This window comes from Candidatus Avedoeria danica, from assembly GCA_016703025.1.
Lineage (GTDB): Bacteria > Chloroflexota > Anaerolineae > Epilineales > Epilineaceae > Avedoeria > Avedoeria danica.
The window spans coordinates 2,665,133-2,691,809 of record JADJCV010000004.1; the positions used below are offsets into that span (position 1 = coordinate 2,665,133).

A 26,677-nucleotide genomic window follows, 5' to 3' on the forward strand; every position below is an offset into this window, starting at 1 on the left:
GGCAGTGGCCGCATGACGCCCGACCCGCGCCGCCCCCGCCGCACGCCGGCCGACGCCGGCGCATGGGCCGATCGGCTCGAGCGCTGGCTGGCCGTTTATCGCGCGCGCGTGGATGCGCTCGTCGACGAGGCGCCCGACGCGTTCCGCAGGGCGGTGCGCCTGGCGCGGCAGCCGAAGGTCATCGAGGCGACGCTGGCGATCGCGCTCGTCATCGTCGGCGGGCGGGTGGTGCGCTGGGCGCTCAAGCCGGAGTCGCGGGCGTGGTTCAAGACGGTGACCGGCGAGGAGTCGCTCGTCGAGGGCATCAAGGGCGTCGGGGCGTTGGCGATGCTCCAGCTCACACAGCCGCGGCTCCAGCTGGCGCCGGACGCCCCGATCGACCATCTGGCCGTCAGCCCATACGGGGTGAACACGTTCCTGCAGCTGGAGCCGGACGAGGAAGTGGTCAAGCGTTCGTTCGAGCGGATGCGCGCTGCCGGGATCGGCTGGGCCCGGCAGCAGTTCCCGTGGGAGGACATCGAGATCCACGCCCGGGGAGACTTCGAGGACCGACGCAACGATCCGGCGCGTCCCGCGTGGGACAAGTACGACCGGATCGTCCACTGGTCGGATGTGTACGACGTCCAGCTGCTGGTCCGGCTCGACAACCCGCCCGACTGGGCTTACGCCGACGTCGCGGCCGAGGGCGAGGCGCGGATGGGCCCGCCGAGCGACCTCGCGGACTATGCGAACTTCGTCAAGGCGGTGGCCGGGCGCTATTGCGGGCGGGTGCGCTACTACCAGATCTGGAACGAACCGAACATCTATCCCGAGTGGGGCGAGCGAAAGCCCGATCCGGCCGGTTACGCCAAGCTGCTGAACACCGCCGCCGCCGCCGCGCGCTCGGTCTGCAACGACGTCGTCGTCGTCAGCGCCGCGCTCTCGCCGACGACCGAGCAGTCGGATCGCAACGTCAGCGACCTGGACTTCCTCCGGGATCTGTACGAGCTCGAGCAAGTCGACGCTGCCGCGTACCCCAACGGCTACTTCGAAGAAGGCTTCGACGTCCTCGGTGCCCAGGGCTTCGGCCTCTGGACGGGCCCGACCGACCGCCGCGCCAGCGCCGACCGCACGAACTTCAGCCGCGTGCTCCTGCTGCGCGACATCATGGTCCGCCACGGCGACGAGGCGACGCCGATCTGGCTGACGGAGTTCGGCTGGGACAGCCCGCCGGAGAAGGCCGAGGACGGCACGCCGTTCCCGGCCACGTACGGCCGCGTCACCGAAGCGCTGCGCGCCGAGTACACCCGCGATGCGTACGAGCGCCTCCAGGACGAGTGGCCCTTCGTCGGCGTCGCCTGCCTGTGGTTCCTGCGGCGGCCGGATCGCGAGTGGCACAGCCGACCCGAGGGCTGGTTCCGGCTCCTGGAACCCGACTGGACGGAGCTGCCGGCCTACGCCGCCGTGAAGGAGATCGGGCGACGCTCGCCGCGTCTGATGCGCGGCCGCCACGCAGTCACCGACCCGGCCCTGTTCTACTCCGGCCCTTGGCGCGACCCATCCGACACGGATCTCGGCCTCGCCACGCGTTTCGGGAGCACGAGCGCCGAACTCAACTTCAGCTTCCGCGGCACCGGCTGGCGCCTCGTCCTCGACCCGTACAGCCGCGGCACGGCGCCGCAGGACGACGAGGGCGACAAGGTCGAGGAGGACGAGGGCAAACAGGGCCGAGCACGACACGCCTGGCCCGCGGTCGCACACGCGCAGGGCGCGACGGCGCCGCCACCGGCGCCGCTCCTGACGGCGCGCGCAATCGTCGACCGCGCCACCCTGGTGCCCAGCGTCTCGCCCTCGCCTCCTGCAACAACCACGCTCGCGACCACATCGACGCTGGCCACGACCGCCACGCTCGCCACCAACTCGACCGCGGCAACCACCCCGACGCTCGCCGTAACGTCCACCGCTGCCGTGACCCCAACGCTCTCCCCGCCGACGCCAACGCTCGCAGTCACGGCGACGAAGGCGTCCGACCTCGCCCCGTCGGCGACGCTGACGGGGACCACGCCGCTGACCGGCCCGATCACGCTGTTCGTCTTCCGCGACAGCGTCACGCGCACGGTCACGATCGCCTCCGGCGAGGCGGAGTACGGCGAGGACGACCTGCCGTTCGGCGACCACAGCGTCATCCTGCGCATCGACGCGGGCGAACTGCCGCTGGACGAGGTGCGGATCACGGCGCCCGATCCACCGGACCCGCTCCGGCCGCTCAAGCTCGGGCTGCTGCGCTGGGCGCTGTACATCGCCGCCGCAGTCGCCGCGGTGCTGGCCTTCCGCCGCTTCCGCCGCCGCACGATCGCGCGCGCCGCCGCGGCATGAGCGACCGCGGCCGCGGCGCGCGGGCCGATGCGGCACGGTGGGTTGTCGTTGCGCTGCTGCTCGTCGCCGTTGCGCTGCGCGGCTTCCGTCTGGCCGACGCCGACATCTGGTGGGACGAGGCCCTGGCGGTCTGGGCGACACGCCAGGGCCTCGCCGAGGCCACGCGCTGGACCGCGGGCGATGTCCATCCGCCCCTGTTCTTCTGGTCCCTCCGGCTCTGGCTGCGCCTGGTGGGCGACAGTCCGTTCGCGCTGCGGCTGGTCGTCGTGTTCACGGGCGTCGTGCTGACCGCCCTCGCCTGGCCCCTCGGCCGGCGCCTGGCCGGCACGTCGGGCGGCGTGCTGGCCGTCGCCGCCGTCGCCACGTCCCGCTTCCTGGTGTGGTGGTCGATGGAGCTGCGGATGTACGCGCTGGCGGGGGCGTGCTTGATGGCGGCGACGTTGGGGGTGATGCGGTGGTTGGAAGGGCGAGGGCGGGGCAGGGCGAGATGGGATATGGCGTTGTATGTCGTCGGGGCGACGGGGGCGCTGTACAGCGTGTATTTGGCGGGGGCGGGGCTGGTGGCGCTGAACGTTGTCGTCGGGTGGCGATTGTTGCGTCGACGGCCCGAAGCCCTCACCCCCCGACCCCCTCCCGAACCCCGCTTCACCTACGGTGCGGCGGGGACCCCGTCGAACCGTTCGGGGCAGGGGGAGGATGCTTGGCGAAGGACCGTCGAATGGGCGGCGGCGCAGGTGGCGGTACTTGTCGCGTTCGCGCCGTGGGCGATCTATGCGGGCGGGCGGATGTCGTCATGGCGGGTCGTTCAGGACGGGCCAAGCCTGTGGTTCACCGTCAAGCTGTGGCTGACGTTGTTGGCGACCGGCGTGTCGACGGATATCGACAGCGCCTGGCCTTGGGTCAGCACATTCACCCTCACCCTGGCAATCGCCTGGCTCATCGCCACGCTCGCCCGTCGTCCGTCCACCCCGCCAACTATCCTCCCCCTCCCCCAGACTTGGGGGAGGGGGTCGGGGGGAGAGGGCCTTAGGCCGTGGACCACTACGTCCGACACCCGCCTCATCACCCCCCTCCTCCTCGCCCTCCTCCTCATCCCCCCCCTGTCCATCTGGGCCATCACCCAACCCCGCTCCTTCTTCTACAGCCCGAACGTCGAAGCGCGCTACTTCGCGCCCTTCGCGGCCCCCGCCCTGGTCGTGGTGGCTGCGATCATCGCCCGCGCGGCCACTCGCCACCGCTCTGCCTGGGGACTGGCGGTCCTCGTGCTCGCCCCCTCGCTCGCCCACCTCCCCGCCTACTACGCCCCCCGCCGCGCCACCGACACGCTGCCGACGATGTCCCTTGCCATCTGGAGCCAGGCCGAGCCCGGCGACGTCGTCGTGCTCGTCAGCGGCAACCGCTACCCGCTGTGGCTGTACCACTACGGCCGGGAGTGGGTGCAGCCGCTGGGCAACCCGCGCTACGAGTTCCCGGCGGACGCGCCGCCACGATGGGCCGATCGGCCGCCCGTCGTCCTGTTCCCCGACCGCGGCAGCGAGACGTTGGCGGGTCACGACGACTGGCAGGCGAAGCTTGATGGGATTGTCGACGCGCATCCGCGGGTGTGGCTCGTCGAGTATGGGCGCGATTTGCAGGATCCGAACGACGAGGTCGAGGCGTGGCTGGCGGGGCGATTGAAGCGGGTGCTGTCGGAGGGGTATGGGGCGGACGCGCTCCACCTGTTCGCCCGCGAAGACCGCGAGCCGGCCGTCCGAGCGCTCAGCGCGCGCTGGCCCGGTGCGACGCTCCTCCACAGCGATCCGGCACTGCGAGGGGCACGCTTCCCCAACAGGTTGGCGATCGGTTTCCGCCCCGCGCGGCGCGCGTACGCGGGCGAAATCGTCAACGCGACCCTGTTTCCGATGCCCGAAACGCGGACCTCTCTCGCCAAAGCACCCGACGGTTCGACCTTCACAGCCTGCCAGATGAAGGTCGTCAGCACGGTCGACCCTGGCGACGGCTACTACCGCGCCGATTGGACGATGTCGGCCACGGCAAATGTCACAGACGTATCGCCCCGGCGCCGAGTCCGAGCCTCGCTGTGGATCGATGCCACGGGACATCGCCATCTCGTTGAGGTCAGCGGCTGCGGCGAACCGTGGCTGCCGATCTGGCCGCTCGATGTCCTACGCCGCTGATGCCGGCAGCCTAATCCGTCCACTCCAACTCCACCTCCCCAAACCGCACCGTGTCCCCTTCCCCCACCCCGTGCTCGCGCAGCACGTCCAGCACCCCGTCCGCCTGCAGGATCCGCTGGAAGCGCTCGACCGCGTCGCCGTTCTGAAAGTTCGTCATCGCCGCGATGCGCTCGACCCGTACGCCGGCCACGCGCCACGCCCCGTCCTTGTCGCGCCGCACGGTGAACGCTTGCTCGTCGACGGCGCCGGGGCGGAGAACCGGGATGGCCGGCGCGGCCACCTCGGGCGGCGGCAGCGACCGCACCAGGCGGTGGACGTGGCGCAGGAGGTCGTCGACGCCGGACATCGTCAGCGCGCTGATCCCGTGGACGTCCGCGGCGCCGGCAGCGGTCAAAGCGGCGCGCAGCTCGGGCAGGCGGTCCTCGACGTCCGGCAGGTCGAGCTTCGTGACCGCCACCACCTGCGGCCGGGCTGCCAGCGCCGGGCTCGATGCGGCCAGCTCGGCGTTGATCGTCCTGTAGTCGGCCGCCGGATCCGCCGCGCTGCCGTCGACGAGGTGCAGGAGCAGCCGCGTGCGCTCCACGTGGCGCAGGAAGCGATCGCCCAGTCCGGCACCTTCGCTGGCGCCCTCGATCAGGCCTGGGATGTCCGCCAGGACAAGCGTGTCGTAGCCGATGTCCGCCACGCCGAGGTTCGGGACCAGCGTCGTGAACGGGTAGTCGGCGATCTTGGGCTCGGCCGCCGTGATCGCCGCCAGCAGCGTGCTCTTGCCCGCGTTCGGCAGGCCGATGATCCCGACCTCGGCGATCAGCTTGAGGTCGAGCCGGATCCGCCGCCTCTGGCCCGGCTCGCCGTTCTCGGCCTCGCGCGGCGCCTGGTGCGTCGGGCTCTTGAAGGCGCTGTTGCCGCGCCCGCCCCGCCCGCCCTTGGCCACCGTGAGCGTCTGGCCGTGGGTCACGAGGTCGCCGATCAGCTCGCCGGTGTCGGCATCCCAGACGACGGTCCCGCACGGCACGGCCAGTCGGAGCGCCTCGCCGTTCTTGCCGTGCCGATCGTGGCCGCCGCCGTGTCCGCCGCGACCGGCGGCGTGGCGCTGCGTGAAGCGAAAGGTGTACAGCGTGTTCTGGTTCTCGTCGGCCACCAGCACGACGTCGCCGCCCTTTCCACCGTGGCCGCCGTTCGGACCTCCGCGCGGCACGAACTTCTCGCGGCGGAACGCGACGGCGCCGTTGCCGCCGTCGCCGCCCTCGACGTCGATCGTCGCTTCGTCTAGGAACACGATTTGGCCTCGAATCGGGTGTGCCTCAAGTGGCCGCTCACGGCGCGGCCCGTTCGGCCCGGGCGAGGTTGAGCGCGGGCACCGTCGCGGCGTCGCCGGCGGGCGGCGCCAGGTGGGCCAGCCGCTCGGCGACGCGCTCGAGGTAGGACCGATCCGTCACCGTGAACGCCGCCGGCTGGTCACTGTCGACGTCGATCTCGCCGATCGCGCTGCCGTCCGGCGCGAGGATCGGCACGACGATCTCGCTGCGCGTCGAGGCGAAGCATGCCAGGTAGCGCGGGTCGGCCGCCACGTCGTCGACGACGATGGTGGCACGCTGCTGCACCGCTGCGCCGCAGATCCCTTCACCCACCGGGATGGCGACGTGCTCCGTCGGGTGGCCGACGAACGGGCCGAGGTGGAGGACATCGTCCCGCACCAGATAGATGCCGGTCCAATGGAAGTGCGGGAACTGCGCACTCAACGAGACGACGGTCGTTGCCAGCACCTCGGGCCAGGCCGCCGCACGATCGGCGCGCTGCGCGTCAAGGTAGGCCAGCAGGGCGTTGGCACCGCCTTCCGCACCGGCCAGCTCAGGTTGGAGTGTCATTGAGATTCCTCATCGCGCGACCGCGCGGCGGTTTGGGACGACCGAAGAGGCCGACCCCGTATGCTATACTCGCCCGGCCCCAGGTCCAACAACGCCCCGCCCGTTCCATCCGGCTCCGACATCCCTGTGCGTGATCGCCGCACCCTCGCGGAAGCCGCTCGCCGCCGACCAGGTTCCCATGGCCACCACCCGACCGCTGCCCACGATCCCGGCGCCGGCGGCCCGCCCCCGCTCGAGCTGGCTGCTGCGCATTCTCTTCACGCTCGTCGTCCTCTTCCTCGGCGCCGAGCTCGTGACGCTTGGCGCGATGGTCGCCTTCGCCGGCCTGTCGTGGCGCGACAGCGCCGTGCCCGTCGCGCCGCCGGACGCGACGCCCGCCGCGGTCGTGCCGGAAGCCGACGCTGCAGCGGCCGCCGCGGCCGGCCCCGGCGTCTGGGACCGCCACGGCCCGGTGAACATCCTGCTGCTCGGGATGGACCGCGACATCTGCGAGGGCGCCGACCCTGAGTCCACGGCCAACCGCACGGACACGATGATCGTCGTGCGGATCGACCCGCGGACGGCCAAGGTGACGATGATGAACCTGCCGCGCGACCTCTGGGTGTTCGTGCCCGGCCACGGCAGCCAGAAGCTCACGACGGCGCACTACTGGGGGGAGGCCGAGGGATACGAGCCGGACGGCGGCCCGGGGCTGGCCAAGCAGGTGATCTGGGACAACTTCGAGATCCCGGTCCACCGCTATGTGCGCGTCGACTTCGACGGCTTCCTGAAGATCGTCGACGCCGTCGGCCCGATCACCGTCGATGTTCCGCCCTCGCCGGGCGATCCGACGGTGGGCCTCCACGACGACATGTATCCAACGGCCGACTGCCAGCACATGACGATCGACTTCCCGCCGGGCCCCAACGACCTCGACGGGGAGCGTGCGCTCCAGTACGCCCGGTCGCGCTACTCCACCAGCGACCTCGACCGCTCGAAGCGCCAGATGCAGGTCCTGATCGCGATCAAGAAGGCCGGCATGCGGCCCGGCGTCATCCTGGACCTGCCCAAGCTGATCCCGGCCCTGCAGGACACGGTCGACACCGACCTCACCCCGCGGGAGATCTCGTCGCTGGCCCGCATCGCGCTGCGCATCGGCGACGGCGACATCTACCGCATGCCGATCGACGAGCGCGTCGTCTACCTGGATTCCGTCCCGTCGGGCGACAACATGACCTCGATCGTTCGCCTGATGCCGGCCGAGTGGAACCTCGTCCGCAGCGCCTTCCTGGCGATGGAGCCCGACCCGCTCGTCACGCCGACGCCGACCCCGACGGACGTCGTTCCGCCGACCGTCCCGCCGGAGCCGTAGCCCGGGCGACGGATTCGTCGGCCCCGTCGCCCGCAGCCAAAGGGCGCGGCATGCGGCGAGCGGGCGATGGGATGCGGGTGATGGGATGCGTGTGAGCGGAGAGGGGCTCGAACCCCCGACCTCCTCGGTGTAAGCGAGGCGCTCTGACCAACTGAGCTATCCGCCCGGACGAACGCTAGGCCGGGCCCACCAAGGGCCGGGCCGACGCGAGATCGGGCCATTGTAGCGCGCCCGGCTCCGGCGCCGGCCCGTCACATCGGCCAGAGCAGCGGGACCAGGAAGAGGACGACGGCCATCAGGATGAACGTCAGGGGAAAGCCGACCTTGACGAAGTCGCGGAAGCGGTACTTGCCCGGCCCGTACACCAGGATGCAGGACGGCTCGAAGGGTGTGATCAGCGACACGGATGCCCCGAGCATGATCGCGATCGCGAACGTGCGCTCGTCGGCGCCGAGCGACCGGGCCGCATCAATGGCGATCGGTAGCACGACGAGGGCCGCGGCCGCGTTCGACATCGGCTGGGTCAGGATCAGCGTCAGCGCGAAGAAGCCCGCCAGGACGACGCGATCCCCCCACGGCTGGAGCGCGCCGACGATGCCGTCTGCCAGGAAGCTCGCCGCGCCGCTCTGATCCATCGCGATACCGAATGCCGTCATGCCGCCGATCAGGATGAGCAAGCGCCAGTCGATGAACTCGTAGGCCTCGTCCATCGTGATGGCGCGCGACAGCACGGCCCACAGAGCGGCGGCGAGGATGCCGATCGGCAGCGGGACCCAGCCGAGGAAGCCGAGCACGAGCGCCGCGCCGAATACCCCAGCCGTGATCAACCCGCTGCGGGGCGACGCGTAGAGCGCGGGATCGAGTTCCTCGAGCGTCCAGAGGTCGGGATGGCGGCGCAGATAGGTCAGGCGCTCGGTCGGTCCCTGAACGAGCAACAGGTCGCCGGTCTGCAGCACGACGCGCGACAGCTCGTCGACCAGGGAGTGGCCGTGCCGGTAGATCGCCAGCACGGTGAGCCCATAGCGCTCACGGAAGTTCGCCTCCTGGAGGTTGCGGCCCTGCAAGTCCGATTGCGGCGTGACGATCATCTCGACGACCCGGATGGCATCGCCCTGCGCGCCGAGGTCGGACAGCTTGGATTCGGGACGGATCTCGATGCCGGCCTTCGCCTTGATCTTCACCAGATCCTCCGACCGCCCCTGCACGAAGTACACGTCGCCGGCCCGGATGACGGTCCGCGGCTGCGGCATGAACGTCGTGCCGTCGCGGGCGACCTTGAGGACGCGCACGCCCATCGCCGCCAGGTCGGAGCCGAAGATTCGCTGCCCGATGAGCGGCGAGCCCTCGGGGACGACGACCTCGCTGAGGTACTCCCGGATCTCGTACCCCTCGGCCAGCGTTTCCGGCTTGTGGTCGGGCAGCAGGTGTCGACCGATCAAGAGCATGTAGGCGATGCCGACCACGACGATGACGATTCCGACGGGCGCCAGCTCGAACAGGCCGATCGGCCGCATGCCGTGGCGCGCGATGTAGCCGCTGACCGCCACGTTCGTCGAAGTTCCGATCAACGTGCACGTGCCGCCGAGGATCGAGGCGTAGGCGAGCGGCATCAGCACCTTCGACGGGCTGACGTTCATCTTGCGCGCGACGCCGAGGACGGGCGGCAGGAACACCGCCGTGGCGGTCGTGTTGTTCGCGAACGCCGAGACGGCGCTGACGAGCGCCATGACCGCGAACACGAGCCGGTTCGTCCCGCCGCGGGCCAGCATGTGCAGGCGCGCGCCGAGTGCATCCATGACGCCGCTGCGCTCGAGGGCGCCGCTGATCACGAACAGCGAGGCGAGGATGACGAGGATCGAGTCGCTGAAGCCGGCGAACGCCTGGTCCACCGTCAGGACGCCGCTCATCACCAGGGCGATGAGCATGATCAGGGTGATCACGTCGACCGGCACCTTCTCGGTCGCGAACAGCACGATGGTGACCCCGAGCAGGCCGAGGACGATCGCGATCTGCATGCGGCGGGCTCCGCGGGCACGTCGGGGGAGTGCTAGTACCCCACCACTGAACACGCTCGTGGTGGCTACCAGAGATACGGAACCCGGAGAATCTGCAGTGGTGGGGTACTAGTCTATCATCACACCCCGCCCCCGGCGACGCGCGCCGGAACGCGCCGCGCAGAGGAGACCACGATGGGCGTGATGTCCACCGATACCGTCGACGGCACCGTTCGCGCCGGCGGCGCGAAGCCCCGCTTCAAGTGGGAGGATCCGTTCCTCCTCGACGACCAGCTCTCCGAGGAAGAGCGGATGGTCATGGGCGCGGCGCGCGACTACGCCCAGGCCAAGCTCATGCCGCGCGTCCTCATGGGCCACCGGCACGAAACGTTCGACCGCGCCGTTTTCGAGGAGATGGGCGCGCTCGGCTTCCTCGGCCCGACGCTGCCCGAGGAATACGGCTGCGCCGGCGTCGGTTACGTGAGCTACGGCCTGATCGCCCGCGAGATCGAGCGCGTGGACTCGGCCTACCGTTCGACGGCGAGCGTCCAATCCAGCCTGGTGATGTACCCGATCTACGACTTCGGGACCGAGGCGCAGCGCCGGAAGTACCTGCCCAAGCTCGCTTCCGGCGAATGGGTCGGCTGCTTCGGCCTGACGGAGCCGGACCACGGCAGCGACCCGGGCGGGATGATCAGCCGCGCCGTCAAGGTGGACGGCGGCTACAAGCTGAAGGGCGCCAAGACCTGGATCACGAACAGCCCGATCGCGGACGTGTTCGTGATCTGGGCGAAGACGGAGGACGACGTGATCCGCGGCTTCGTCCTCGAGGCCGGGATGCCGGGCCTGTCCGCCCCGAAGATCGAGGGCAAGTTCTCCTTGCGCGCTTCACCGACGGGCATGATCGTGATGGAAGACGTCTTCGTGACCGACGACCACCTCCTGCCGGGCGTCGAGGGTCTGAAGGGTCCGTTCAGCTGCCTGAACAACGCGCGCTACGGCATCTCGTGGGGCGTGATGGGTGCGGCCGAGTTCTGCTGGCACGCCGCGCGGCAGTACACGCTGGACCGCAAGCAGTTCGGCCGGCCGCTGGCGGCCAACCAGCTGATCCAGAAGAAGCTGGCCGATATGCAGACCGAGATCACGCTCGGCCTGCAAGCGTCCTTGCGCGTCGGCCGCCTGAAGGACGCCCACCAGGCGACGCCCGAGATGATCTCGCTCATCAAGCGCAACAACTGCGGCAAGGCCCTCGACATCGCCCGCGTCAGCCGCGACATGCACGGCGGCAACGGCATCGCCGACGAGTACAACGTGATCCGCCACGTCCTGAACCTGGAAGCGGTGAACACGTACGAGGGGACGCACGATATCCATGCGTTGATACTGGGGCGCGCGCAGACCGGGATCAGCGCGTTCGAGTAGGGGGGGGGGGGGGGGGGGGGGGGGGGGGGGGGGGGGGGGGGGGGGGGGGGGGGGGGGGGGGGGGGGGGGGGGGGGGGGGGGGGGGGGGGGGGGGGGGGCGGGCCGCCCCCTTAACGCCTAGGGGCACCCCTTGTGGGTGCCCTCCCGCCCGCGCCACCTTACCGCGCAATCACATCACGCGAACATGTCCGCGACGCGGATCGCCACATCCGGCGCCGCCAGCGCCGTGACGAAGTCATCGCCCGCGAAGCGACCGAACTCGGCGTACGCGCCGGCGCCGGCGCCGGCGTCGAGCCGCAGCACGAGCACGTCGCGCGCCTTCAGATCGACGATCCAGTACTCGGGGATGCCGGCTCGGGCGTACTCGGCGCGCTTCTCGACCCGGTCGCGCTTGATGCTGCGGCTGTCCGGTGACACAACCTCGACCGCCAGATCAGGAGGCTCGGCGATCTCGCCAGCCAGCCGATCGAGATGCGCCGCTGTGTAGAAGCCGATGTCGGGTTCTCTGATCGTGCCCGCACGCAAGTGCACCGGCATGGGCGCGGGTACTGCCTGACCGGCGGTCGATCCGAGCAAGCGGCGCAGAATCCGGGCGACGATCAGCTGGTGGGCTGGAGTGGGCATGTTGTGGATCACAAGCTTGCGACCGACGAGCTCGATGAACGCGTTGCGGTCACCGATGAAGGACACGTACTCCGCCTCGGTCCAGTGACGCCCTTCGACCGACTGCCGGAGCGACTCGACATCGTGTCGTTCGGTGGTTCGGGTCATGAGTTGGCACCCCCTTGCTTGCAAGCATTCGAAGGGTAGCATCCCCGACCGAGGCACGGAAGGTCGCTCGCGCCACGTTCGCGACAGGCTGTGGACACCGCAGCGACGCACATGCGCTCGCGTAGAAGGGTCGGATCTGTCCGCCAGCCTCGCCGTCGCGTGTTGTATCTTCCGCGCCGGCCGATCGCGCCTCCCTTCACCGCCGCGGCCGGCGCGTCCCGCTCTCGCGCGTGTGCTACGCGGGTACGAAGGACTCCAACCACGATGCGCCGAATCCCCCTCCCCTCGCTCGCCCACGCGATCGGGCTCGCCGTCGTCGCCACCTTGGCCCTCGCGGCCCTCTCGACGCGACCCGCCCTCGCCCAGCCGCCCCCGACCGTCTCGTCGTGCATCCCGCGCCCGGACGCCGTCGCCGAGCCCGGCGTCCTCGCGCCCGGCGACGTGACGCACGTCACGCTGCGGTCCGCGTTCGACGGCTGCGGGGTCATCTCGAGCGAGCTTCGTATCGTCCTCGTGCTCGACGGTTCCGGCTCGATGGCCCGAGATCACGCGATGGTGAAGGCCGCTGCCGTGGCCCTCGTCGATGCGCTGAAGATGCCGGAGACGCCGGGCACTCAGGTGGGCGTCGTCGGGTTCAACAGCACCGCCAAGGTGTATTGCCAGCTAACGAACCGTCGCTCTCAGGCGGTCGGCTGCATCCAGCGGATCGGCGCCGTGGGCGACACGTGCATCGACTGCGGGATCAAGGCGGGCATCGGCGTCCTGAGCCACGGGCGGACCGACGCAACCTTCCGCGACCGGTTGCGAGAGGTGATGATCGTCCTGTCCGACGGCGAGAACATGAGCGGCTGTGGCACCGTGCAGGCCGCCGCCGGGCAGGCGAAGGCGCAAGGGATCCACGTCTTCACGATCTGCCTCGGCGGCGGCTGCGACGTGGCGTGCATGCGATCGATCGCGACGAACCCGCGTTCGTTCTTCGAGGCGCGCCAGGTCGGACAGGTCGGCAGCATCCTCGACCGCATCCGCGAGCAGCTCGACACGGGCTGGCTGCGGCGGCTGGTGATCTCGGCGACGCTGACCGCGGACATGACCCTGATCGAAGATTCGTCCTCCCCGCCGGCCGCATCCGTCAGCCCCGATAACCGCACACTGCGCTGGGACAATTCCGACGTCTGGCTGCCGAGCGCGGAAGTTCGATTCACCGTTCGCGTCCCGGCGGCGAGCGGCACCTATCCGATCCTCACCACCGCGTCCGCCGTGTTCACCGATGTCGTCCACGCGGGCGGGGCGTTCGCGTTCCCGATCCCGCGCGTCGAGGTGATCATCAATCCCCCGACGCTCACCCCTGCCCCGGCGACGCCGACGTCGGACCAGCCCCCGCTCCCGACAGCCATCGGGCCGACGGACACGCCCGCGCCCCCTGGGCCGACCGCCACACCCGCACCGCCCGACCCGGCCGTCTGCCCCCGCCTCGCCGCACGCCTCCCCCAAGCCGCCATCGACGCCGCCCTCGCCGACCCATCCCGCGTCGGCGGCTGGGGCGTCCCGTGCCGCGTCGGGCAACCCCTCGGTCCGATGAACCCGCCGCGGCGCTGGCTGGACCTGCGGAACGGGAACCTGCCGTGGCATCCGGTGTTCAACGGGGTGGTGTTCAAGTGCGGGTGCGGCTGAGGTCGGCACATCGGCCGATCCATCGGCCAACACGCCGAATCCGCGTTCTGTCCGCCCAACCTACCCCAACCCCGCCCCCCGAATCGCCTCTATGCACCGCACATAATGCGCGTCCTCATCGACTCCCATCTCCTCGATCCCCAGGGCGATGTCCTCCCGCGACACCGCCGCCGCGAACGCCTTGTTCTTCAGCTTCTTGCGCACGCCGCCCGCGTCCAGCGACGCCAGCCCGTCCGGCCGCACCTTGCCGCACGCCACGATGAACCCGGCCAGCTCGTCGCACGCGAAGAGCGCCTTGGCCAGCGGCGTCGTCCGCGGCACGCCGGAATACGTCGCGTGGCCCAGGATCGCCTCGATGATGCCCTCGTCCACATCGCCCCGCTCCCGGAGGTGCGCGACGCCGACGAACGGGTGCTCGGCCGGCGTCGGATGCCGCTCGTAGTCGAAGTCGTGCAGCAGCCCGCACGCCGTCCAGCGCTCGACCTCATCGGGCGCCAGCTCAACTGCGTACGCGGCCACGCAGGCGGCAACGGCCTCCATGTGGTGCCGCAGCGCCGGGTTGGCCGTCCATGCGTGCATGAGCCCGCGGGCATCGTGGGCGGAGATCGAACTCGTCATCGATTCGTCCTAACAGGAGACGCGGGTTCAGCGGCACCACCCCGTCCGTCGATCCTACCACCATGTCTCGCCCCCGTCACCGCCCAAGATGCCACCCCCCGCGGCCACCACGCCCACCCCCCGCGTAGGGGCGACGCATGCGTCGCCCGAAGACCCCCCGCCCCACCCCCCACCCCCGTCCAAACACCCCCACCCCTCGTGTTCAAACCCGCAAGGCGGTGCGCACTCCGCCGTCCTATCTCCCGTCGCCCGTCCACCCATCCGCTTCGAGCAAGCCCCATCGTCGACGACAAGGAGTCCTTGCCCATGTCCCGCCCCTACGCACTGCCGACCCGACCGCTCGTGGTCCTCGTCGCCGCCATCGCCGCCGCCACCGCGTTCATCGCATGGCCCGCGCCGTCCCACCTCACCGCCGCCGCGCCCGACGACACGTCCGCCGTCGACCGCGCCGCACTTCCGGACGACACGGCCAAGGGCGATCCGGCAGCCGGTCCGAACGCGGCGCCCGCGTCCCCGTGCGTCGCCATCGCCCGCCGCGAGCCCGCCCACACCGCGGCCCGTGTCGGCGAACCGCTGACGGTGACGATCCGCATCGACACCGCCTGCCAGGGCGAGCCGTTCCCGGTGAACATCGTCTTGGCCGTCGACACGTCGCTGGAGATGGCCGCGCCGGCCGGCGACGCCGCGCGAACGGCGATGGAAGCCTGGCTGGGCGACCTCGGTCTTCCGGACGGCCGCGGCATCCGGATCGGCGTCGTCGGCTTCGGCTCGAAGGTGACGCTGACGTGCAAGCTGAGCGACACGCAGAGCGTGATCCGCGCCTGCCTGAACCGCCTCGGCACGAGCGGCGCCGCCCGCCCGGCCGTCGGCCTGGCCGAGGCGACCGCACTGCTGCGGCGCAGCCGTTCGACGGCCCCGCCATCGATCGAACCGCGCGAGATCATCCTCCTCGTCTCGGCCTGGCGCAACGATCCGAACACGCGCGGCAACGCCGGCTGCAGCGAGGTGGTGCAGACGGCCGGCACGGCCAAGGGCCGCGGCATCCTGCTGGCCACGCTGGCCGTCGGCGCGTCGGCCGATGCGCCGTGCCTCCGCTCCGCCGCCACGTCCCCGCGCTACGCCTTCTCGACCGCGGTCGCCGGCCCCGCCGCCGCGTTCGCCGGTCTGACCGAGGTCGTCGACCGCACGACCAGCGACCACCAGACGATGTTCGTGCAGCGGATCGCGGTCACCGACACGCTGCCCTCGTCCGTCGCGCTCGTCGAGGGCAGCGCCAGCCCGCCGCCGGACGTGGCCGACACCGCCGCCGGCAAGGTCGGCTGGACGGTGCCCGTCGGTCCGTCGCGCTCCGTCACGCTGAGCTACCAGGTGACGCCGTTCGAGGCGCGCGGCATCGGCCTGCCCCGCCGGAGCACCGGGCTGTTCCAGGATGGGCTCGGCCGCCGACGCTCCTTCCCGCTCCCGACGATGCTGCTCGAGGTGGCGGGGCCATGAGGGCGGAACCAGCGAACGCCGACGACCCCTGCACCCATCGGAGAACCTCGATGCCCATCGTCCCCACGACATCGCCGCGTAGAGCCGTGTGCCGACTGCACGGCTGGAGAGCAGTCGATCCGTACGGCGGCCCCGCCTGCATGGGCTGTCGGCGCCTGAAGCGACAAGCCGTCCCGATTCCGGTGTTGTGGTGGGCGGTGAGCCATCCGTCGCAGGTACATGGCTACGGCATCACGTGCAACCCCAATGTGCCCATCGGTCCAACAAATCCGTTTCGCAACAAACTGACGCTCATCAACCCGAACGTGCGATACCATCCCGTGTTCAATCCGTTGGTCTGGCGGTGCGGCTGCCGGTGATGGGCGGCGGCGATTCGGTCGGACCACCCGTTCTCGACCGATAGCGTCGCGTCGGCTCGATTTCAGGGTACCATGCCGCCATGGACTCTCCCACGCCGAACCGACGCCCCAGCGCCGGCCTGATCAACCGCTCGGCCATCCCGCTGGCCATCGCGTTGGCCGTCGCTGCCGTCGCGATCGGCATCCGGCAGGTGAGCCAACGCCCGGCCGACGCCCTCGTCGGCCCGAAAGGCGCCATCACCCCCACCCGCCCGCCCTACGACCCCGTCCGCTGGCCCACCGCCGCCGCCGGCGTTCCACCGCCCCCGGCCGCCGTCGTCGCCCACGGCGCCGCGTTGTACGATGCGCACTGCGCGAGCTGCCACGGCGTGAACCTCGAGGGCCAGCCGGACTGGAAGCGCACGCTGCCCGACGGTTCGCTGCCCGCCCCGCCGCACGACGTCAGCGGCCACACCTGGCACCACGGCGACGGCGAGTTGCTGCGGATCATCGCCGAAGGCGGAGTTGTCTACATGCCCGAGTCGAAGATGCCGGGGTTTGCCGAGGTGATGAGCGACGACGACATGCGCGCGGTGCTGACGTTCATCAAGTCGTCGTGGGGCGCCGAGCAACTGGCGTGGCAGGCACAGATTACGGCGGGCGAAGTCGGCCCGCAGGCGGCGCCGTGAGCCGCCCGGGCCAAGCGGCGCATCGGCGAACCTGGCGCGCCAGGCGATTCATGCGGACCGTCCTGGCCGTCGTGGTCATCGTCCTCACCACGGTCCTCTCGACGGCCCTGGCCATCGCCAGGCGCCCGGACCTGCGCGCGCAGAACGTCGACGCGCCGACGACGGCCCCCCTCGCGCTGCCGTTCGTCGGGCGCGGCGTCGACCTCGCCTCGCTGCCCGTGCCGCCCACCGCGCCGCCGACCGCGACGCCCTCCGCCACATCGTCCGCCTCCGCCACGTCCTCGGCGACTGCTACACCGACCGCGACGTCGACGAACGCCCCGACCGCAGCGCCCACCGCCGCACCAACCCCTGCCGTCGCCGTCGACGGCCCCGCGTCACCACCGCCCACTACGACCTCCACGTCGAGGCGGGCGTCGGCCTTGACGGCGCCGACATCGGACGACTGCTCGAATCCGCGTACCCGCAGCTGGCCGCGTTCTTCGGCGGAGAGCCGCCGGTCGTCGGGCCGACGGGACGCCTGCCCGGAAAGATCTTCGGGACATCGGCGGCGATGGCGGCCGCGATGGCCGCGGACGGGATCACGTACGGTGGCGGGGGCGGCTACTACCATCCGACGAATCGCACGTTCTACGCTTTCGCCCAGCCAAGCGCCTTCTTCACGCGCATGCTCATCCTCCACGAGGCCACCCACCAGTTCCACTACCTGAGCGCCACCGGCAACCACGGCTACAGCGGGTTCTGGTTCGGCGAGGGCCTGGCCGAGCACTTCGGGATGCACAACTGGGACGGGACGCGCCTGGCGATGGGCATCGTCCCCGCGATTTCGCTCGAGGACTACCCAGCCCAAGCGCTGGCCGAGTTCGACGCGAAAGGGCACGACCTCGCCGCCCTCGTCGCCGACCGCGCCGGCTGGACGCGGCCGAGCGGCTGGGGCGTCGTCAGCTGGCTGATCGATGAGCGGCCGGAGGGGGCCAAGGCGTTGTTCGATCGATTGAACCGCCGCGAAGATCTCGCGGCCTCGTGGACCGCCGTCTTCGGACCGGTCGCCGACGCCGACGCCGCCGCCTACCGCGCCTGGCTGACCCGCCACCAACAGCCGTGGCGCGAGGTCTGGCGCGCGTTCGAGCAGCGGGGCGATGCGCTCATCGGCGCGTCGGGCGTGAATGCGATCGCCGTCCGCAAGTGGGTCGCCGACGCGCAGCCCGACACGGACGACGACGATCCCGCATCTGCCCCCCTCGCCGTCTCCCTCGAGCCGCTCGCCGGCCCGCTCCGCGCCGGCATCATCGTCGGCTACACGGACGCGGCCCACTTCGTCGTCGTCCAGCTCCTGGCCAGCCGCGACATCTGGGCGTTCCGCATGTCCCCCGCCGGCTGGCAATGGCTCGCGGGCGCGCGGGCGCCGGATGCGGACCCGGGACGTGCGGCGGGGCGCGACGTGCTGGAGGCGCGGCCGGTGGACGGCGGGGGGTGGACGGTGGCTGTGAACGGCGCGGACGTGATCACGGTGCCGGACGAGGGGCTGGTGGGGTTGAACGTGGACGGGTGTACGGTGGCGTTTCTGGGGGTTGAGGGGGGTTGAGGGCCTTAGGCGGCGCAAGATGCCGAATTCGGGCTCGGCGGTCCCAGGACGATGTGGTTCGGTTCCCAACGTGATGTCATGATCCCCCACGGCCCGTGTTCTATCCCCCATGACACCGACCGACCGCGCGATGCCCCGGCTCATGCGCCCCGCCCTCGCCGCGACCCTCGCCCTGGCCGCGGCCCTAGCGCTTCTTGCGGCGGCGCCCGCCGCGACGTCGCACGCTGTCCGCACGCACGCCCCCGAGCCGACCGCGACGCCGTTGCCGCCTTGCGCCGTGACGGCCACCCGCGCCGTCGAACCACTCACGGCGCGCGTCGGCGAGACGGTCGACGTCACCGTGGTGCTGGGGGCGCGGTGTCCGATCGAAATGTTTCCGCTGCATATCGTCTATGTCGTCGATGCATCGGCGGACATGAAGACCGCCGAGGGCCGCGAGGTGCTGCGGAGCGTGCGGCGATCGATCGCCGCACTGACTCCGGACGATCGAACCGTCCTGCGCATCGGCATCGTCGGCTACAACTCGCGTGCCGCGGTGAGCTGTCCGGTGAGCCGCGACACGAGCGCCGCGATTCGGTGCATCGACCGCATCCGGCCGCGCGGCGAAGCGCGCCCGGAAGTCGGCCTCGATCGCGCGCTCGGGCTTCTCACGTATGCCCGCGCCCTTGGCGGCGGCGATCGGAACGCCATTCGCGAGGTCATCGTCCTCGTCGCCCGGCAACCGCGCGGCGTATCCCAGTGCAGCGGCGCGCTCTCGGCCGCCGGTCACATTCGCGGTCAGGGCATCCTCCTCGTCACCGCCTGCGTCGGCGACAGTTGTGACGACGACTGCATGCAGAGCCTGGCCCTGACGCCCCGCTACTTCCTCGATTGGCGGCCGCCGCAGGCGATCGAACAGCAACTCGATGCGTTGTTCCGGTCGATCACCAGAAACTTCTCCAACTCTCTCCGCCTCTGGTCCATCGCGATCACCGACACGCTGGCCACATCCGTGACCCTCGTCCCGAACAGCGCCCGACCCGAGCCAAACACCACCGGCCAGGCGCCGACGACGCTCGTGTGGCGACCGACCCACGTGCCCAAGGAGGGGTGGACGATCACCTACCGCGTCCGCCTCGACGCAATCGGCAAGATCACACTGCCCGCCGGCGGCAGCGGCTCGTTCATCGACAGCCGCCACCGTTCCGGACGATTCGATGTCCCACCCCGACACATCGATGTCCTGCCGTAACGTCCGTCCTTCCTGGCACCAGCGCAAGCAGCCGCGCGGTGGCGCGCAGCGCCACCCTCCCCCTGCGCCCAATCTGCACACCCTGTCGCCTCTCTGTCGCGCCAACGGCCCAAAACCCCCTTGACGCCCGCCCACAACCGCGCCATCCTACCGCCGCGGCCGCCTCTGCCCTGGCCGCAGCCGCCCGTTCATGCCAAGGAGCCGCCGATGGCCGGTCGCACCGCCCCGCGACCCCCCCGCCGCGTTCGATACGCCCGCCACGCCGATGACGCCCATGTCATCGACGACGCCAACGACGACGCGCCCCCGCCCACGTTCGGCCGCGCGCTGTTCGTCGCCGTCGTCCTGTGCGGCGTCCTGTCGGCCGCGCCGTCCGTCCGCGTCGGCACGGTGCAGGCGCAGTCGAATCTCGACGACTTCGTCTCGGCCTGCGCGAACAACGGCGCCGACCCGTGGCTCGTCACGGCGGCCTACCCGCGCGGCAGCTCGGGCGATGGCGAGGCGGCGCTCGTGGCGTTCCACGACACGCGCAACAACTCGGACCACCGCACGCTGGCCACGAGCGGCCAGATCGGCGCGGCCTACGGCCTGGCGTTCGATCGCCAGCGCGCCGTGCTGTACGCCGGCGCGTTCCACAAGCGCGGCACGCACTTCGGCCCGGCCGGGCCGGGCGGGGTATACGCGTACGACGTTCGAACCGGGCAGCTGAGCACGTTCGCCACCGTCCCGAACGCCGGTGCGGACAGCCACAACGCCGGGGCCAACTACTTCCCGGACGCGGCCGCCCGCAACGGGGCCGGCAAGATCAGCCTGGGCGATGTCGAGCTCTCGGCCGACGGCAAGGAGCTGGCGGTCATGAACCTGAACGACCGCCGGATCTACCGCTTTAGCGTGGAAGGCGCCGCCCTGCTGGGCAGCTTCACCCACGGCGCATCCAACCAACCGTGGGCCGGCGATGCCCGCCCGTTCGGCCTCGGCTGGCACGACGGCCGGCTCTACCACGGCGTTGTGAACAGCGCCCAGACCTCGCGGCGCAACAACGACCTCGAGGCGCGCGTCTACAGCAGCAACGCCGACGGCAGCGACATGCGGCAGGAGGCGCGGACGATCCTCTCCTTCGACCGCGGCTGGATCTGGCCGGGCGACGGCGAGGCCAAGTGGCAGGTCTGGCGCGACCCGCCGGGCACCGTCGATGACGACCACGGCCGCTACCCGCAGCCCATTCTGGCCGACATCGACTTCACGGACGGCGGCGATCAGATGGTCCTCGGCTTCCGCGATCGCTTCGGCGACCAGACCTTCTACACCACGCCGCCCAACCAGCCGCCGCCCGGCGAGCGGATCTACAACACGCCGGCCGGCGACATCCTGCCCGCCTTCCGGAAGAACGGCGCTTGGGAGATCCAGATCTCGCCCGAGTACTACGACGGCGACTTCGGCCCGCAGCGCGACAATCACCAGGAGACCAGCTACGGCGGCTTGGCCGTCATCCCGTGGGCCAACCGCGTGGCCTTCGCCGGCAACTCGCCGCAGCGGATCAGCTCCGCCGGCGTCACGTGGCTCTCGACCACCGGCGGCGACGCGCAGGCGCGCGAGGAGCTCTACGTCTTCGGCCAGGGCGACAACTTCGGCAAGGCGAACGGCCTCGGCGACATCGAGCTCCTGTGCGCCCAGCAGCAGGTGACCCCCACGCCCGCCCCCAGCGAAACGCCGTCCGCCACCGCCACCGTCCCGACGGCAACGGCGACGAGCACGCTCACTCCGACGCTGACCGCCACCACGACGGCAACCACCGTCGTCACGGCCACGTCGACGGTGACCGTCACAGCCACCGCCGTCAGCACCGAAACGCCCACGACGATCCCGTCGCCGACAGTGGTCATGACGGTCACCGTCCCGGTCTCCCAGACCACGCCCATCGTCGTGACCGTCACCTCGCCACCTGACACCCCGCGCCCACCCGACACCCCGGATGCGCCCGAGGAAGAGCACGAGGAGCGCAAGGACACTCCCCAGGAGCAGCCGCAGCCGACGCCCGTCGAGGTCGGCCCGACGCCGCTGCCGGGCTGGCCCCGCACGGGCGGCGGCGGCACGGCGCACCTTCGCCTGCCGCGGCGACTCGGCGGGGATGCGTCGTGGCTGTGGGTGATGATGTGCGTGGGGGTGGCGGTGGTGCGGAGGCGGCGGTGGGGGCGGATGCCGCGGGTGCGCGTGGTGATCGTGCGGCGGTAACCCCTATCCGTCCTATCCGTCAGCGCCTGCGGCGCTGTCACCATTGGGTCCCAAACGCGCCTGGGGGAGGACAGGCGCGCCTCAGCGCGCCGGGAGGGGTTGCACCCCCTACGCCCTAACCCCCAACGCCCCCCCCTCATACGTCACCCCGAGCGGCCCTATCTCCACCCCCGGCGCCCCCGCCTCGACCCTCCCCGCAGCCCACGCCGCCATCCCCAACCGCCCCGCCACGTCGACCACCGTCGCCGCATCCGCTGCCGCCGCGTACACCGCGAACCCGGCGCCCATGTTCAACGTCGCATACGACTCACGGTCATCCAACCCTGCATGGTGCCGGATGAAGCGCAAGACGGCCGGTACCGGCGGCAGAACGTCCAGCACATACCGCAGGTCGGCGCGAGGCGCGCGCATCAGCTTGCGCCAGCCGTGGCCCGTCACGTTCACCAGGTAGCGGATGTCCACGCCGGCCTCGAAGAGTGCGGCGACGAGCGACGCGTAGATCGGTGTCGGTGCCAGCAGCGCCTCGCCGAAGCAGTGCTCCCCGACCGGCGTCGCGTACCCCTCCGGCAGCCGCTCCGCCACCCGCCGCGCCAGGCTCAGCCCGTTCGCGTGGATCCCGGTGCTTTCGATCAAGACGATCCGATCCCCCGCGGCCAGTCGGTCACCGAGCACCAGCCGCTCCTTCGGCGCGATGACGCCGATCGCCGCCCCCGCCAGATCGATCGTGCCCGGTTCGATGATCCCGGAGAGCGCCGGCGTCTCGCCCCCGCCCCACGTCGCCCCCGCCAGAACGCACGCCGCCGCCCAGCCGTCGACGAGGTCGCGCGCCCGCTCGCGGTCGTCGAACCACGCCCCGTCACCCACGGCCCAGTACGCCGTGACCACCTGCGGCGCGGCGCCGACGACGATCAGGTCGTTGACGATCATCGCCACGGTGTCCTGCGCCAGCGCGTCGTAGTGGCTGCGGCCGGTGATCGCGCGCGTGGCATCCGCCACGAGGCTCTTGGTGCCGAGGCCCTCGATGACCATCGCGCGATAACGGTCGCCCTCGTCCCAGACGAACGCGCTCTCGCCGCGGCTGGCGGCCACTTCGGAGTGGTCGAAGCGCGCCAGGGCGCCGGCGGTGGCGGCGGCGGCGCGCTGGGCCATGACCTTGGCGGGGTCGAGGGAGGTGTAGTCGACGCCGGTTTGGGCGTAGGTTAGGGGTTGCGTCAGCAGAGATGGGGTGTCCGGGTCGGGGGCGCTCATGGGCGGAGTATCGTCGTGGGTCTGGTTGGGGTCAACGATCGCACACGCGCGCTGCGCACCAAGTTAACGGTTGCGCGGCGGCCGCGCGGCGGTGAACCGCGGTTGCACGCACCGCGGTACACGGTATGCTGGCGCCACGCCCTTCGCACCGCCGCCGCATGATCCAAGGAGCTTCCGATGCCCTCCACCGACCCCACCGCCCCGGCCGGCCGACCCAGCGGCAGCCGCAGCCCCCGCGCCGGCCTCCCGATGCTCATCGCCCTCCTCTCCGTCACCGCCCTCGCCGCCGGCATCGTCACCCGCATGTTCCCCAGCCTGCCGACGCGCCAGGCGGTCGGGCCGGGCGAGCGGTTGCTGGAGGAGGTGATCGTCGACGAGTTCGCGATCAAGGCCGAGGCGAAGGCGCTGGAGCACGTCGTGCTGCAGCTCGATCTGCAGAGGGACTGCCCGTGGCCGGACTGCACGGTGCCGTGGGGGCACGTGCCGACGTTCACGCTGTTCGATGACGGGCAGGTGATCTACACGGGCACCGGAGACTTCCCCCGCTACCTGGTGCAACGAGGCATGGCCCTTCCCGAGGAGTGGACGCCGCTGCTCCAGCAGATGTCGGCGCTCATCGACGCATCGATGTCCCCGTTGTCCCGTTTGTCCCCGACGACGCCCTGCCCGGCGAGCGGCGGGTGCAGGGGCGCGGACGTCATCGTCCGCATCCGGCGCGAGGGTCGACTGGAGACGTACGCCGCGTCGGAGGGCAGCGATCCGGTAACCGTCGATGCCTTCGAAGCGATCGTCGAACGGATCCAGGGCTGGCCGCCGCCGATCGACCGCCAGGTGTTCACCCCGAACATGGAGACGGTCTGGGATGTGACCGGGGGGGCGGCGGATGCCTATGCCTACCCGGCGCCCCCGCCGCCGTACAACGACATGTCGTACTTCTCGGAGACGCAGCTGCCCAGCGAGCAGTTCCCGGTCATGGTCGAGATGGGCCGCGGAACGCAGCTGCACGACTTCGACGCGAATGCACGTGGGGTCGACGATGGGACGGATGCCGACACGTTCCCGTCGGCGTACGACAACGGAGTCCCGGAAGCCTACTGGTATCGGCCCGAGGGCCACTGGCTGATGCGCCCGGTGTTCGACCGTGGCGGGGTCCCCATCGCCAAGGAACCGATGAAGCTGGCCGTCGTGCCGTGGATCTACCCGAGTGAGAACGTCGAGGTCCAGATGGTCGTCGAGGCCTACGCCGAGGCCCTGCTCAACGCCGCCGTCGCCCGCGCCGTCCACGACGCGACGGCCGAGGCCCTCCTGTTTCCGATCCCCGACGAGACGGACTTCCCAGAGGCACACGACATCGCGATCACTGCCATCGCCGAGCCGCTTCGATATGTGCTTCCCACCCCCTTCCCCACCGCCGCTTTCGTGCAGTGGTCCGACGACGGCCGCCCAACCCTCCCCACCGCCCGCGGCATCCAAACCTGGATGCAGTGGTACCGCTACGACGAGGACCGCGCCGCCCTCATCCGCCTCCGTCAGGCCGGCTTCGAGTGGTTCAAGCAGCGCTTCGCCTGGGCCGACATGCAGCCCACCGGATCGCAGGGGATGGACACGGCGCACAGCGACCTCTACATCCAGACGGTGAACGACCTCGGCGGGCGGGTGATGATCCAGCTGGCCGTGCCGCCCGCGTGGGCGGTCGATGCCGGGAGCGACGACCCGTTCAACCTGATCGTCTGGGAGCGGTTCGTGAGCGCGTTCGCGCTGCGCTACAGCGGCAAGGTGGACGCCTACGAGATCATGAACGAGCCGAACCTGGCCCGCGAGTGGGGCGGGGCCCCCGATCCGGCCGCCTACGCGCGCGTCCTGAAGGTGGCGTACGACGCGATCAAGTCCGCCGACAGCAACGCCGTCGTGATCAGCGCCGGCCTGGCGCCGACGGGGGACCGGATGCCGGAGGCGATGGGGGACGACACGTTCCTGCGCGAGCTGATCGAGGACATGGACGGGACGATCGATGGCTACCTTGATGCCATCGGCGTCCACGCGGCCGGCTTCAAGGCCGCGCCCGCTGTATCTCCCGACGAGGCGGCCGCCAGCCCAGAGCTCGGGGGTCACCGGACGTTCACGTTCCGGCGAATCGAGGACCTGCGGGCGCTCATGATGGAGCGGAGCCGTGCGTACGCGCCGCTGGTCGTCACGGAGTTCGGCTGGACCGTCGACCCGCGCCCGGCCTCGCCGTACCACTGGGCCGCCATCGATCCGATCGAGCGTGGCAAGTTCATCGCCACCGTGTTCGAGCAGAACACGGCCCTCTTCGAGAACGATATGTGGCTCGGCGGCCCCATGATCCTCTTCAGCGCCGCCGACCGCGCCTGGACCGCCGACGACGAGGCGTTCTGGTGGGCGGTGGCGGATGCGGATGGGAATGTGGATGGCGCGGTGCGGGAGGCGCTGGGGATGGGGACGAACGAGTTCTCGGACGACTGACCGCCCAGGGGCCGCGTGACCGGCCCCGAAGCACGACTGCCGAGCGGCGAACCCAACCCCTGCCGAACCACAATAGGAATCGCGCCGGACCATGGATGGTTCGGCGCGATTCCTATTGCGGTTCGGCACGATTCCATCCATGGTTTCGCGCGATTCCTTGGTTGGATCGGCGAACCTCCATGATCGGAATCCGTTATCGGTGCCTTCGTCGTGCCGATGCACGTTCGACATCGTCTTGAACCAGGTCGGCGTTGATGGCGATCGCTGCCGTGGACCCGGCGCCGGCAGCGCTGATCACTTGGGCGCGCGGATCGACCACATTGCCCGCCGCCCATATGCCGGAGACGCTGGTGCGGCCGGTGGCGTCGACGGCAACGAACCCGGCCTCATCGAGGGCACAGCCCAATTCAGAGAGCAGACCATCGGCGTGCGGGCGATTGCCGGGTCGGATGAATACTGCCGTTCGCGCGATCACCCGACCGTCGGTTAGCTCGACGCCGGTCATCCGGTCATCTTCGACGACCAGGCGCGCGACCTCACCGCGGATGATACGGATCGCTCGTGCTTCCAGCCGTGCTTCTTCGGCTGTGGTCAGATCATAGGTGTGGCGGAAGAAGACGACGTCGTCGGACCACTGCCGGACCAGCTCTGCGTGCAGCGTCGAGCCGGGCTGGGTGCCCAAGACCCCGAGGGGTTGGTCGCGCACCTCCCATCCATGGCAGTACGGACAGTGCAAGAGGTCACGGCCCCATCGCTCGCGCACCCCGGGGATCTCCGGCAGCTCGTCGTCCACCCCGGTCGCGATCAGGATGCGCCGCGCCGTCAACACCGTGCCGCCAGCCAAACGAACGGAGAATCCGGGCTCGATCCCTCGCACCCGATCCTGAAGCATTTCGACACCATAACCGATGACCTCGGACCGCCCCACGCCCAAGAAGTCGCCCGGCGGCATCCCGTCGCGGGACAAGAACCCTTGCATGTGAGCTGCGGGAGCGTTGCGTGGCGCTCCCGCATCGACCACGACCACCCGGCGTCGGGCCCGGCCCAGGACGAGAGCGGCGCTCAAACCGGCCGCTCCACCCCCCACCACCACCACGTCATGCGGCTCGGCTTCCATCCCGGTCACCTCTATGGTTCGATGTGCGGGTG

Annotated in this window: 19 protein-coding genes and 1 tRNA gene; 11 read left to right on the forward strand and 9 right to left on the reverse strand. The window is 70.7% G+C overall.

What is annotated here, in order from left to right:
* Positions 1-12 precede the first annotated feature (12 nt).
* Together IPG72_13560 and IPG72_13565 are read left to right on the forward strand one after the other, a co-directional pair.
* Positions 13-2,355, forward strand: a complete 2,343-nt coding sequence (locus IPG72_13560) for a hypothetical protein (protein MBK6770011.1) — start codon at positions 13-15, stop codon at positions 2,353-2,355.
* Positions 2,352-4,532 carry a glycosyltransferase family 39 protein gene (locus IPG72_13565; GenBank protein MBK6770012.1) on the forward strand — a complete coding sequence of 727 codons (2,181 nt, stop codon included), beginning with the start codon at positions 2,352-2,354 and terminating at the stop codon, positions 4,530-4,532. Before IPG72_13560 ends, IPG72_13565 begins: the two co-directional genes overlap by 4 nt.
* A gap of 10 nt (positions 4,533-4,542) precedes the next feature.
* On the opposite strand, the gene obgE is transcribed toward IPG72_13565, so the two are convergent.
* Both obgE and IPG72_13575 read right to left on the reverse strand, forming a co-directional pair.
* Positions 4,543-5,826 carry a GTPase ObgE gene (gene obgE / locus IPG72_13570; protein MBK6770013.1) on the reverse strand — a complete coding sequence of 428 codons (1,284 nt, stop codon included), beginning with the start codon at positions 5,824-5,826 and terminating at the stop codon, positions 4,543-4,545.
* A gap of 22 nt (positions 5,827-5,848) precedes the next feature.
* Complete coding sequence (locus IPG72_13575) at positions 5,849-6,400, reverse strand: GAF domain-containing protein (protein MBK6770014.1); 552 nt, start codon at positions 6,398-6,400, stop codon at positions 5,849-5,851.
* Between the two features lie 178 nt (positions 6,401-6,578).
* Between IPG72_13575 and IPG72_13580 the strand changes: the two genes are divergently transcribed.
* Positions 6,579-7,751: an LCP family protein gene (locus IPG72_13580; GenBank protein MBK6770015.1), complete on the forward strand. Its 1,173-nt coding sequence runs from the start codon at positions 6,579-6,581 to the stop codon at positions 7,749-7,751.
* Positions 7,752-7,843: 92 nt separating this feature from the next.
* Here the strand turns inward: IPG72_13580 and IPG72_13585 are convergent.
* Both IPG72_13585 and IPG72_13590 read right to left on the reverse strand, forming a co-directional pair.
* Positions 7,844-7,917, reverse strand: a tRNA-Val gene (locus tag IPG72_13585).
* 85 nt (positions 7,918-8,002) lie between these two features.
* On the reverse strand, positions 8,003-9,766 hold the full coding sequence (locus IPG72_13590; GenBank protein ID MBK6770016.1) for an SLC13 family permease: 1,764 nt from the start codon (positions 9,764-9,766) through the stop codon (positions 8,003-8,005).
* 183 nt (positions 9,767-9,949) lie between these two features.
* Between IPG72_13590 and IPG72_13595 the strand changes: the two genes are divergently transcribed.
* On the forward strand, positions 9,950-11,167 hold the full coding sequence (locus tag IPG72_13595) for an acyl-CoA dehydrogenase (protein ID MBK6770017.1): 1,218 nt from the start codon (positions 9,950-9,952) through the stop codon (positions 11,165-11,167).
* 174 nt (positions 11,168-11,341) lie between these two features.
* On the opposite strand, the gene IPG72_13600 is transcribed toward IPG72_13595, so the two are convergent.
* Complete coding sequence (locus IPG72_13600; protein MBK6770018.1) at positions 11,342-11,938, reverse strand: Uma2 family endonuclease; 597 nt, start codon at positions 11,936-11,938, stop codon at positions 11,342-11,344.
* A 264-nt stretch (positions 11,939-12,202) separates the two neighbouring features.
* On the opposite strand from IPG72_13600, the gene IPG72_13605 reads away from it, so the two are divergent.
* Positions 12,203-13,609 (forward strand): VWA domain-containing protein, encoded by a 1,407-nt coding sequence (locus tag IPG72_13605; protein ID MBK6770019.1) that lies wholly within the window; start codon positions 12,203-12,205, stop codon positions 13,607-13,609.
* A gap of 60 nt (positions 13,610-13,669) precedes the next feature.
* Here the strand turns inward: IPG72_13605 and IPG72_13610 are convergent, their stop codons facing one another.
* Entirely contained in the window at positions 13,670-14,227 is a 558-nt protein-coding gene (locus tag IPG72_13610) for an HD domain-containing protein (protein MBK6770020.1), read from the reverse strand.
* A 306-nt stretch (positions 14,228-14,533) separates the two neighbouring features.
* On the opposite strand from IPG72_13610, the gene IPG72_13615 reads away from it, so the two are divergent.
* Both IPG72_13615 and IPG72_13620 read left to right on the forward strand, forming a co-directional pair.
* Positions 14,534-15,721 carry a VWA domain-containing protein gene (locus IPG72_13615; protein ID MBK6770021.1) on the forward strand — a complete coding sequence of 396 codons (1,188 nt, stop codon included), beginning with the start codon at positions 14,534-14,536 and terminating at the stop codon, positions 15,719-15,721.
* 439 nt (positions 15,722-16,160) lie between these two features.
* A complete protein-coding gene (locus IPG72_13620) occupies positions 16,161-16,748 on the forward strand; it encodes a cytochrome c (protein ID MBK6770022.1) in 588 nt (195 codons plus the stop codon).
* Here IPG72_13620 and IPG72_13625 read toward each other — a convergent pair.
* Positions 16,711-17,139, reverse strand: coding sequence for a hypothetical protein (locus tag IPG72_13625; GenBank protein ID MBK6770023.1), 429 nt, complete (start codon positions 17,137-17,139; stop codon positions 16,711-16,713). The two genes, IPG72_13620 and IPG72_13625, sit on opposite strands and share 38 nt — an antisense overlap.
* Before the next feature lie 162 nt (positions 17,140-17,301).
* On the opposite strand from IPG72_13625, the gene IPG72_13630 reads away from it, so the two are divergent.
* The 3 genes from IPG72_13630 (at position 17,302) to IPG72_13640 (ending at position 21,796) form a co-directional block, all read left to right on the forward strand.
* Entirely contained in the window at positions 17,302-18,333 is a 1,032-nt protein-coding gene (locus tag IPG72_13630; protein ID MBK6770024.1) for a hypothetical protein, read from the forward strand.
* A gap of 130 nt (positions 18,334-18,463) precedes the next feature.
* On the forward strand, positions 18,464-19,564 hold the full coding sequence (locus tag IPG72_13635; GenBank protein MBK6770025.1) for a VWA domain-containing protein: 1,101 nt from the start codon (positions 18,464-18,466) through the stop codon (positions 19,562-19,564).
* Positions 19,565-19,771: 207 nt separating this feature from the next.
* Positions 19,772-21,796 (forward strand): hypothetical protein, encoded by a 2,025-nt coding sequence (locus IPG72_13640; GenBank protein MBK6770026.1) that lies wholly within the window; start codon positions 19,772-19,774, stop codon positions 21,794-21,796.
* Between the two features lie 108 nt (positions 21,797-21,904).
* Here IPG72_13640 and IPG72_13645 read toward each other — a convergent pair whose 3' ends face one another.
* Positions 21,905-23,044 (reverse strand): phosphoribosylformylglycinamidine cyclo-ligase, encoded by a 1,140-nt coding sequence (locus IPG72_13645; GenBank protein ID MBK6770027.1) that lies wholly within the window; start codon positions 23,042-23,044, stop codon positions 21,905-21,907.
* 177 nt (positions 23,045-23,221) lie between these two features.
* Between IPG72_13645 and IPG72_13650 the strand changes: the two genes are divergently transcribed.
* Positions 23,222-25,528 carry a cellulase family glycosylhydrolase gene (locus IPG72_13650; protein ID MBK6770028.1) on the forward strand — a complete coding sequence of 769 codons (2,307 nt, stop codon included), beginning with the start codon at positions 23,222-23,224 and terminating at the stop codon, positions 25,526-25,528.
* A gap of 193 nt (positions 25,529-25,721) precedes the next feature.
* Here IPG72_13650 and IPG72_13655 read toward each other — a convergent pair whose 3' ends face one another.
* Positions 25,722-26,645 (reverse strand): NAD(P)/FAD-dependent oxidoreductase, encoded by a 924-nt coding sequence (locus IPG72_13655; protein ID MBK6770029.1) that lies wholly within the window; start codon positions 26,643-26,645, stop codon positions 25,722-25,724.
* Positions 26,646-26,677: the final 32 nt, after the last annotated feature.

What these genes read in the sequence shown, in the direction of transcription:
- IPG72_13580 (MBK6770015.1), top strand. Translation starts at nt 6,579, where the DNA reads ATGGCCACCACCCGACCGCTGCCCACGATCCCGGCGCCGGCGGCCCGC.
- IPG72_13655 (MBK6770029.1), bottom strand. Translation starts at nt 26,645, where the DNA reads ATGGAAGCCGAGCCGCATGACGTGGTGGTGGTGGGGGGTGGAGCGGCC.
- IPG72_13610 (MBK6770020.1), bottom strand. Translation starts at nt 14,227, where the DNA reads ATGACGAGTTCGATCTCCGCCCACGATGCCCGCGGGCTCATGCACGCA.
- IPG72_13620 (MBK6770022.1), top strand. Translation starts at nt 16,161, where the DNA reads ATGGACTCTCCCACGCCGAACCGACGCCCCAGCGCCGGCCTGATCAAC.
- IPG72_13645 (MBK6770027.1), bottom strand. Translation starts at nt 23,044, where the DNA reads ATGAGCGCCCCCGACCCGGACACCCCATCTCTGCTGACGCAACCCCTA.
- IPG72_13575 (MBK6770014.1), bottom strand. Translation starts at nt 6,400, where the DNA reads ATGACACTCCAACCTGAGCTGGCCGGTGCGGAAGGCGGTGCCAACGCC.
- IPG72_13640 (MBK6770026.1), top strand. Translation starts at nt 19,772, where the DNA reads ATGGCCGGTCGCACCGCCCCGCGACCCCCCCGCCGCGTTCGATACGCC.
- IPG72_13565 (MBK6770012.1), top strand. Translation starts at nt 2,352, where the DNA reads ATGAGCGACCGCGGCCGCGGCGCGCGGGCCGATGCGGCACGGTGGGTT.
- IPG72_13615 (MBK6770021.1), top strand. Translation starts at nt 14,534, where the DNA reads ATGTCCCGCCCCTACGCACTGCCGACCCGACCGCTCGTGGTCCTCGTC.
- IPG72_13560 (MBK6770011.1), top strand. Translation starts at nt 13, where the DNA reads ATGACGCCCGACCCGCGCCGCCCCCGCCGCACGCCGGCCGACGCCGGC.
- IPG72_13630 (MBK6770024.1), top strand. Translation starts at nt 17,302, where the DNA reads ATGGCGGCCGCGATGGCCGCGGACGGGATCACGTACGGTGGCGGGGGC.
- IPG72_13650 (MBK6770028.1), top strand. Translation starts at nt 23,222, where the DNA reads ATGCCCTCCACCGACCCCACCGCCCCGGCCGGCCGACCCAGCGGCAGC.
- IPG72_13605 (MBK6770019.1), top strand. Translation starts at nt 12,203, where the DNA reads ATGCGCCGAATCCCCCTCCCCTCGCTCGCCCACGCGATCGGGCTCGCC.
- IPG72_13590 (MBK6770016.1), bottom strand. Translation starts at nt 9,766, where the DNA reads ATGCAGATCGCGATCGTCCTCGGCCTGCTCGGGGTCACCATCGTGCTG.
- IPG72_13595 (MBK6770017.1), top strand. Translation starts at nt 9,950, where the DNA reads ATGTCCACCGATACCGTCGACGGCACCGTTCGCGCCGGCGGCGCGAAG.
- IPG72_13635 (MBK6770025.1), top strand. Translation starts at nt 18,464, where the DNA reads ATGCCCCGGCTCATGCGCCCCGCCCTCGCCGCGACCCTCGCCCTGGCC.
- IPG72_13600 (MBK6770018.1), bottom strand. Translation starts at nt 11,938, where the DNA reads ATGACCCGAACCACCGAACGACACGATGTCGAGTCGCTCCGGCAGTCG.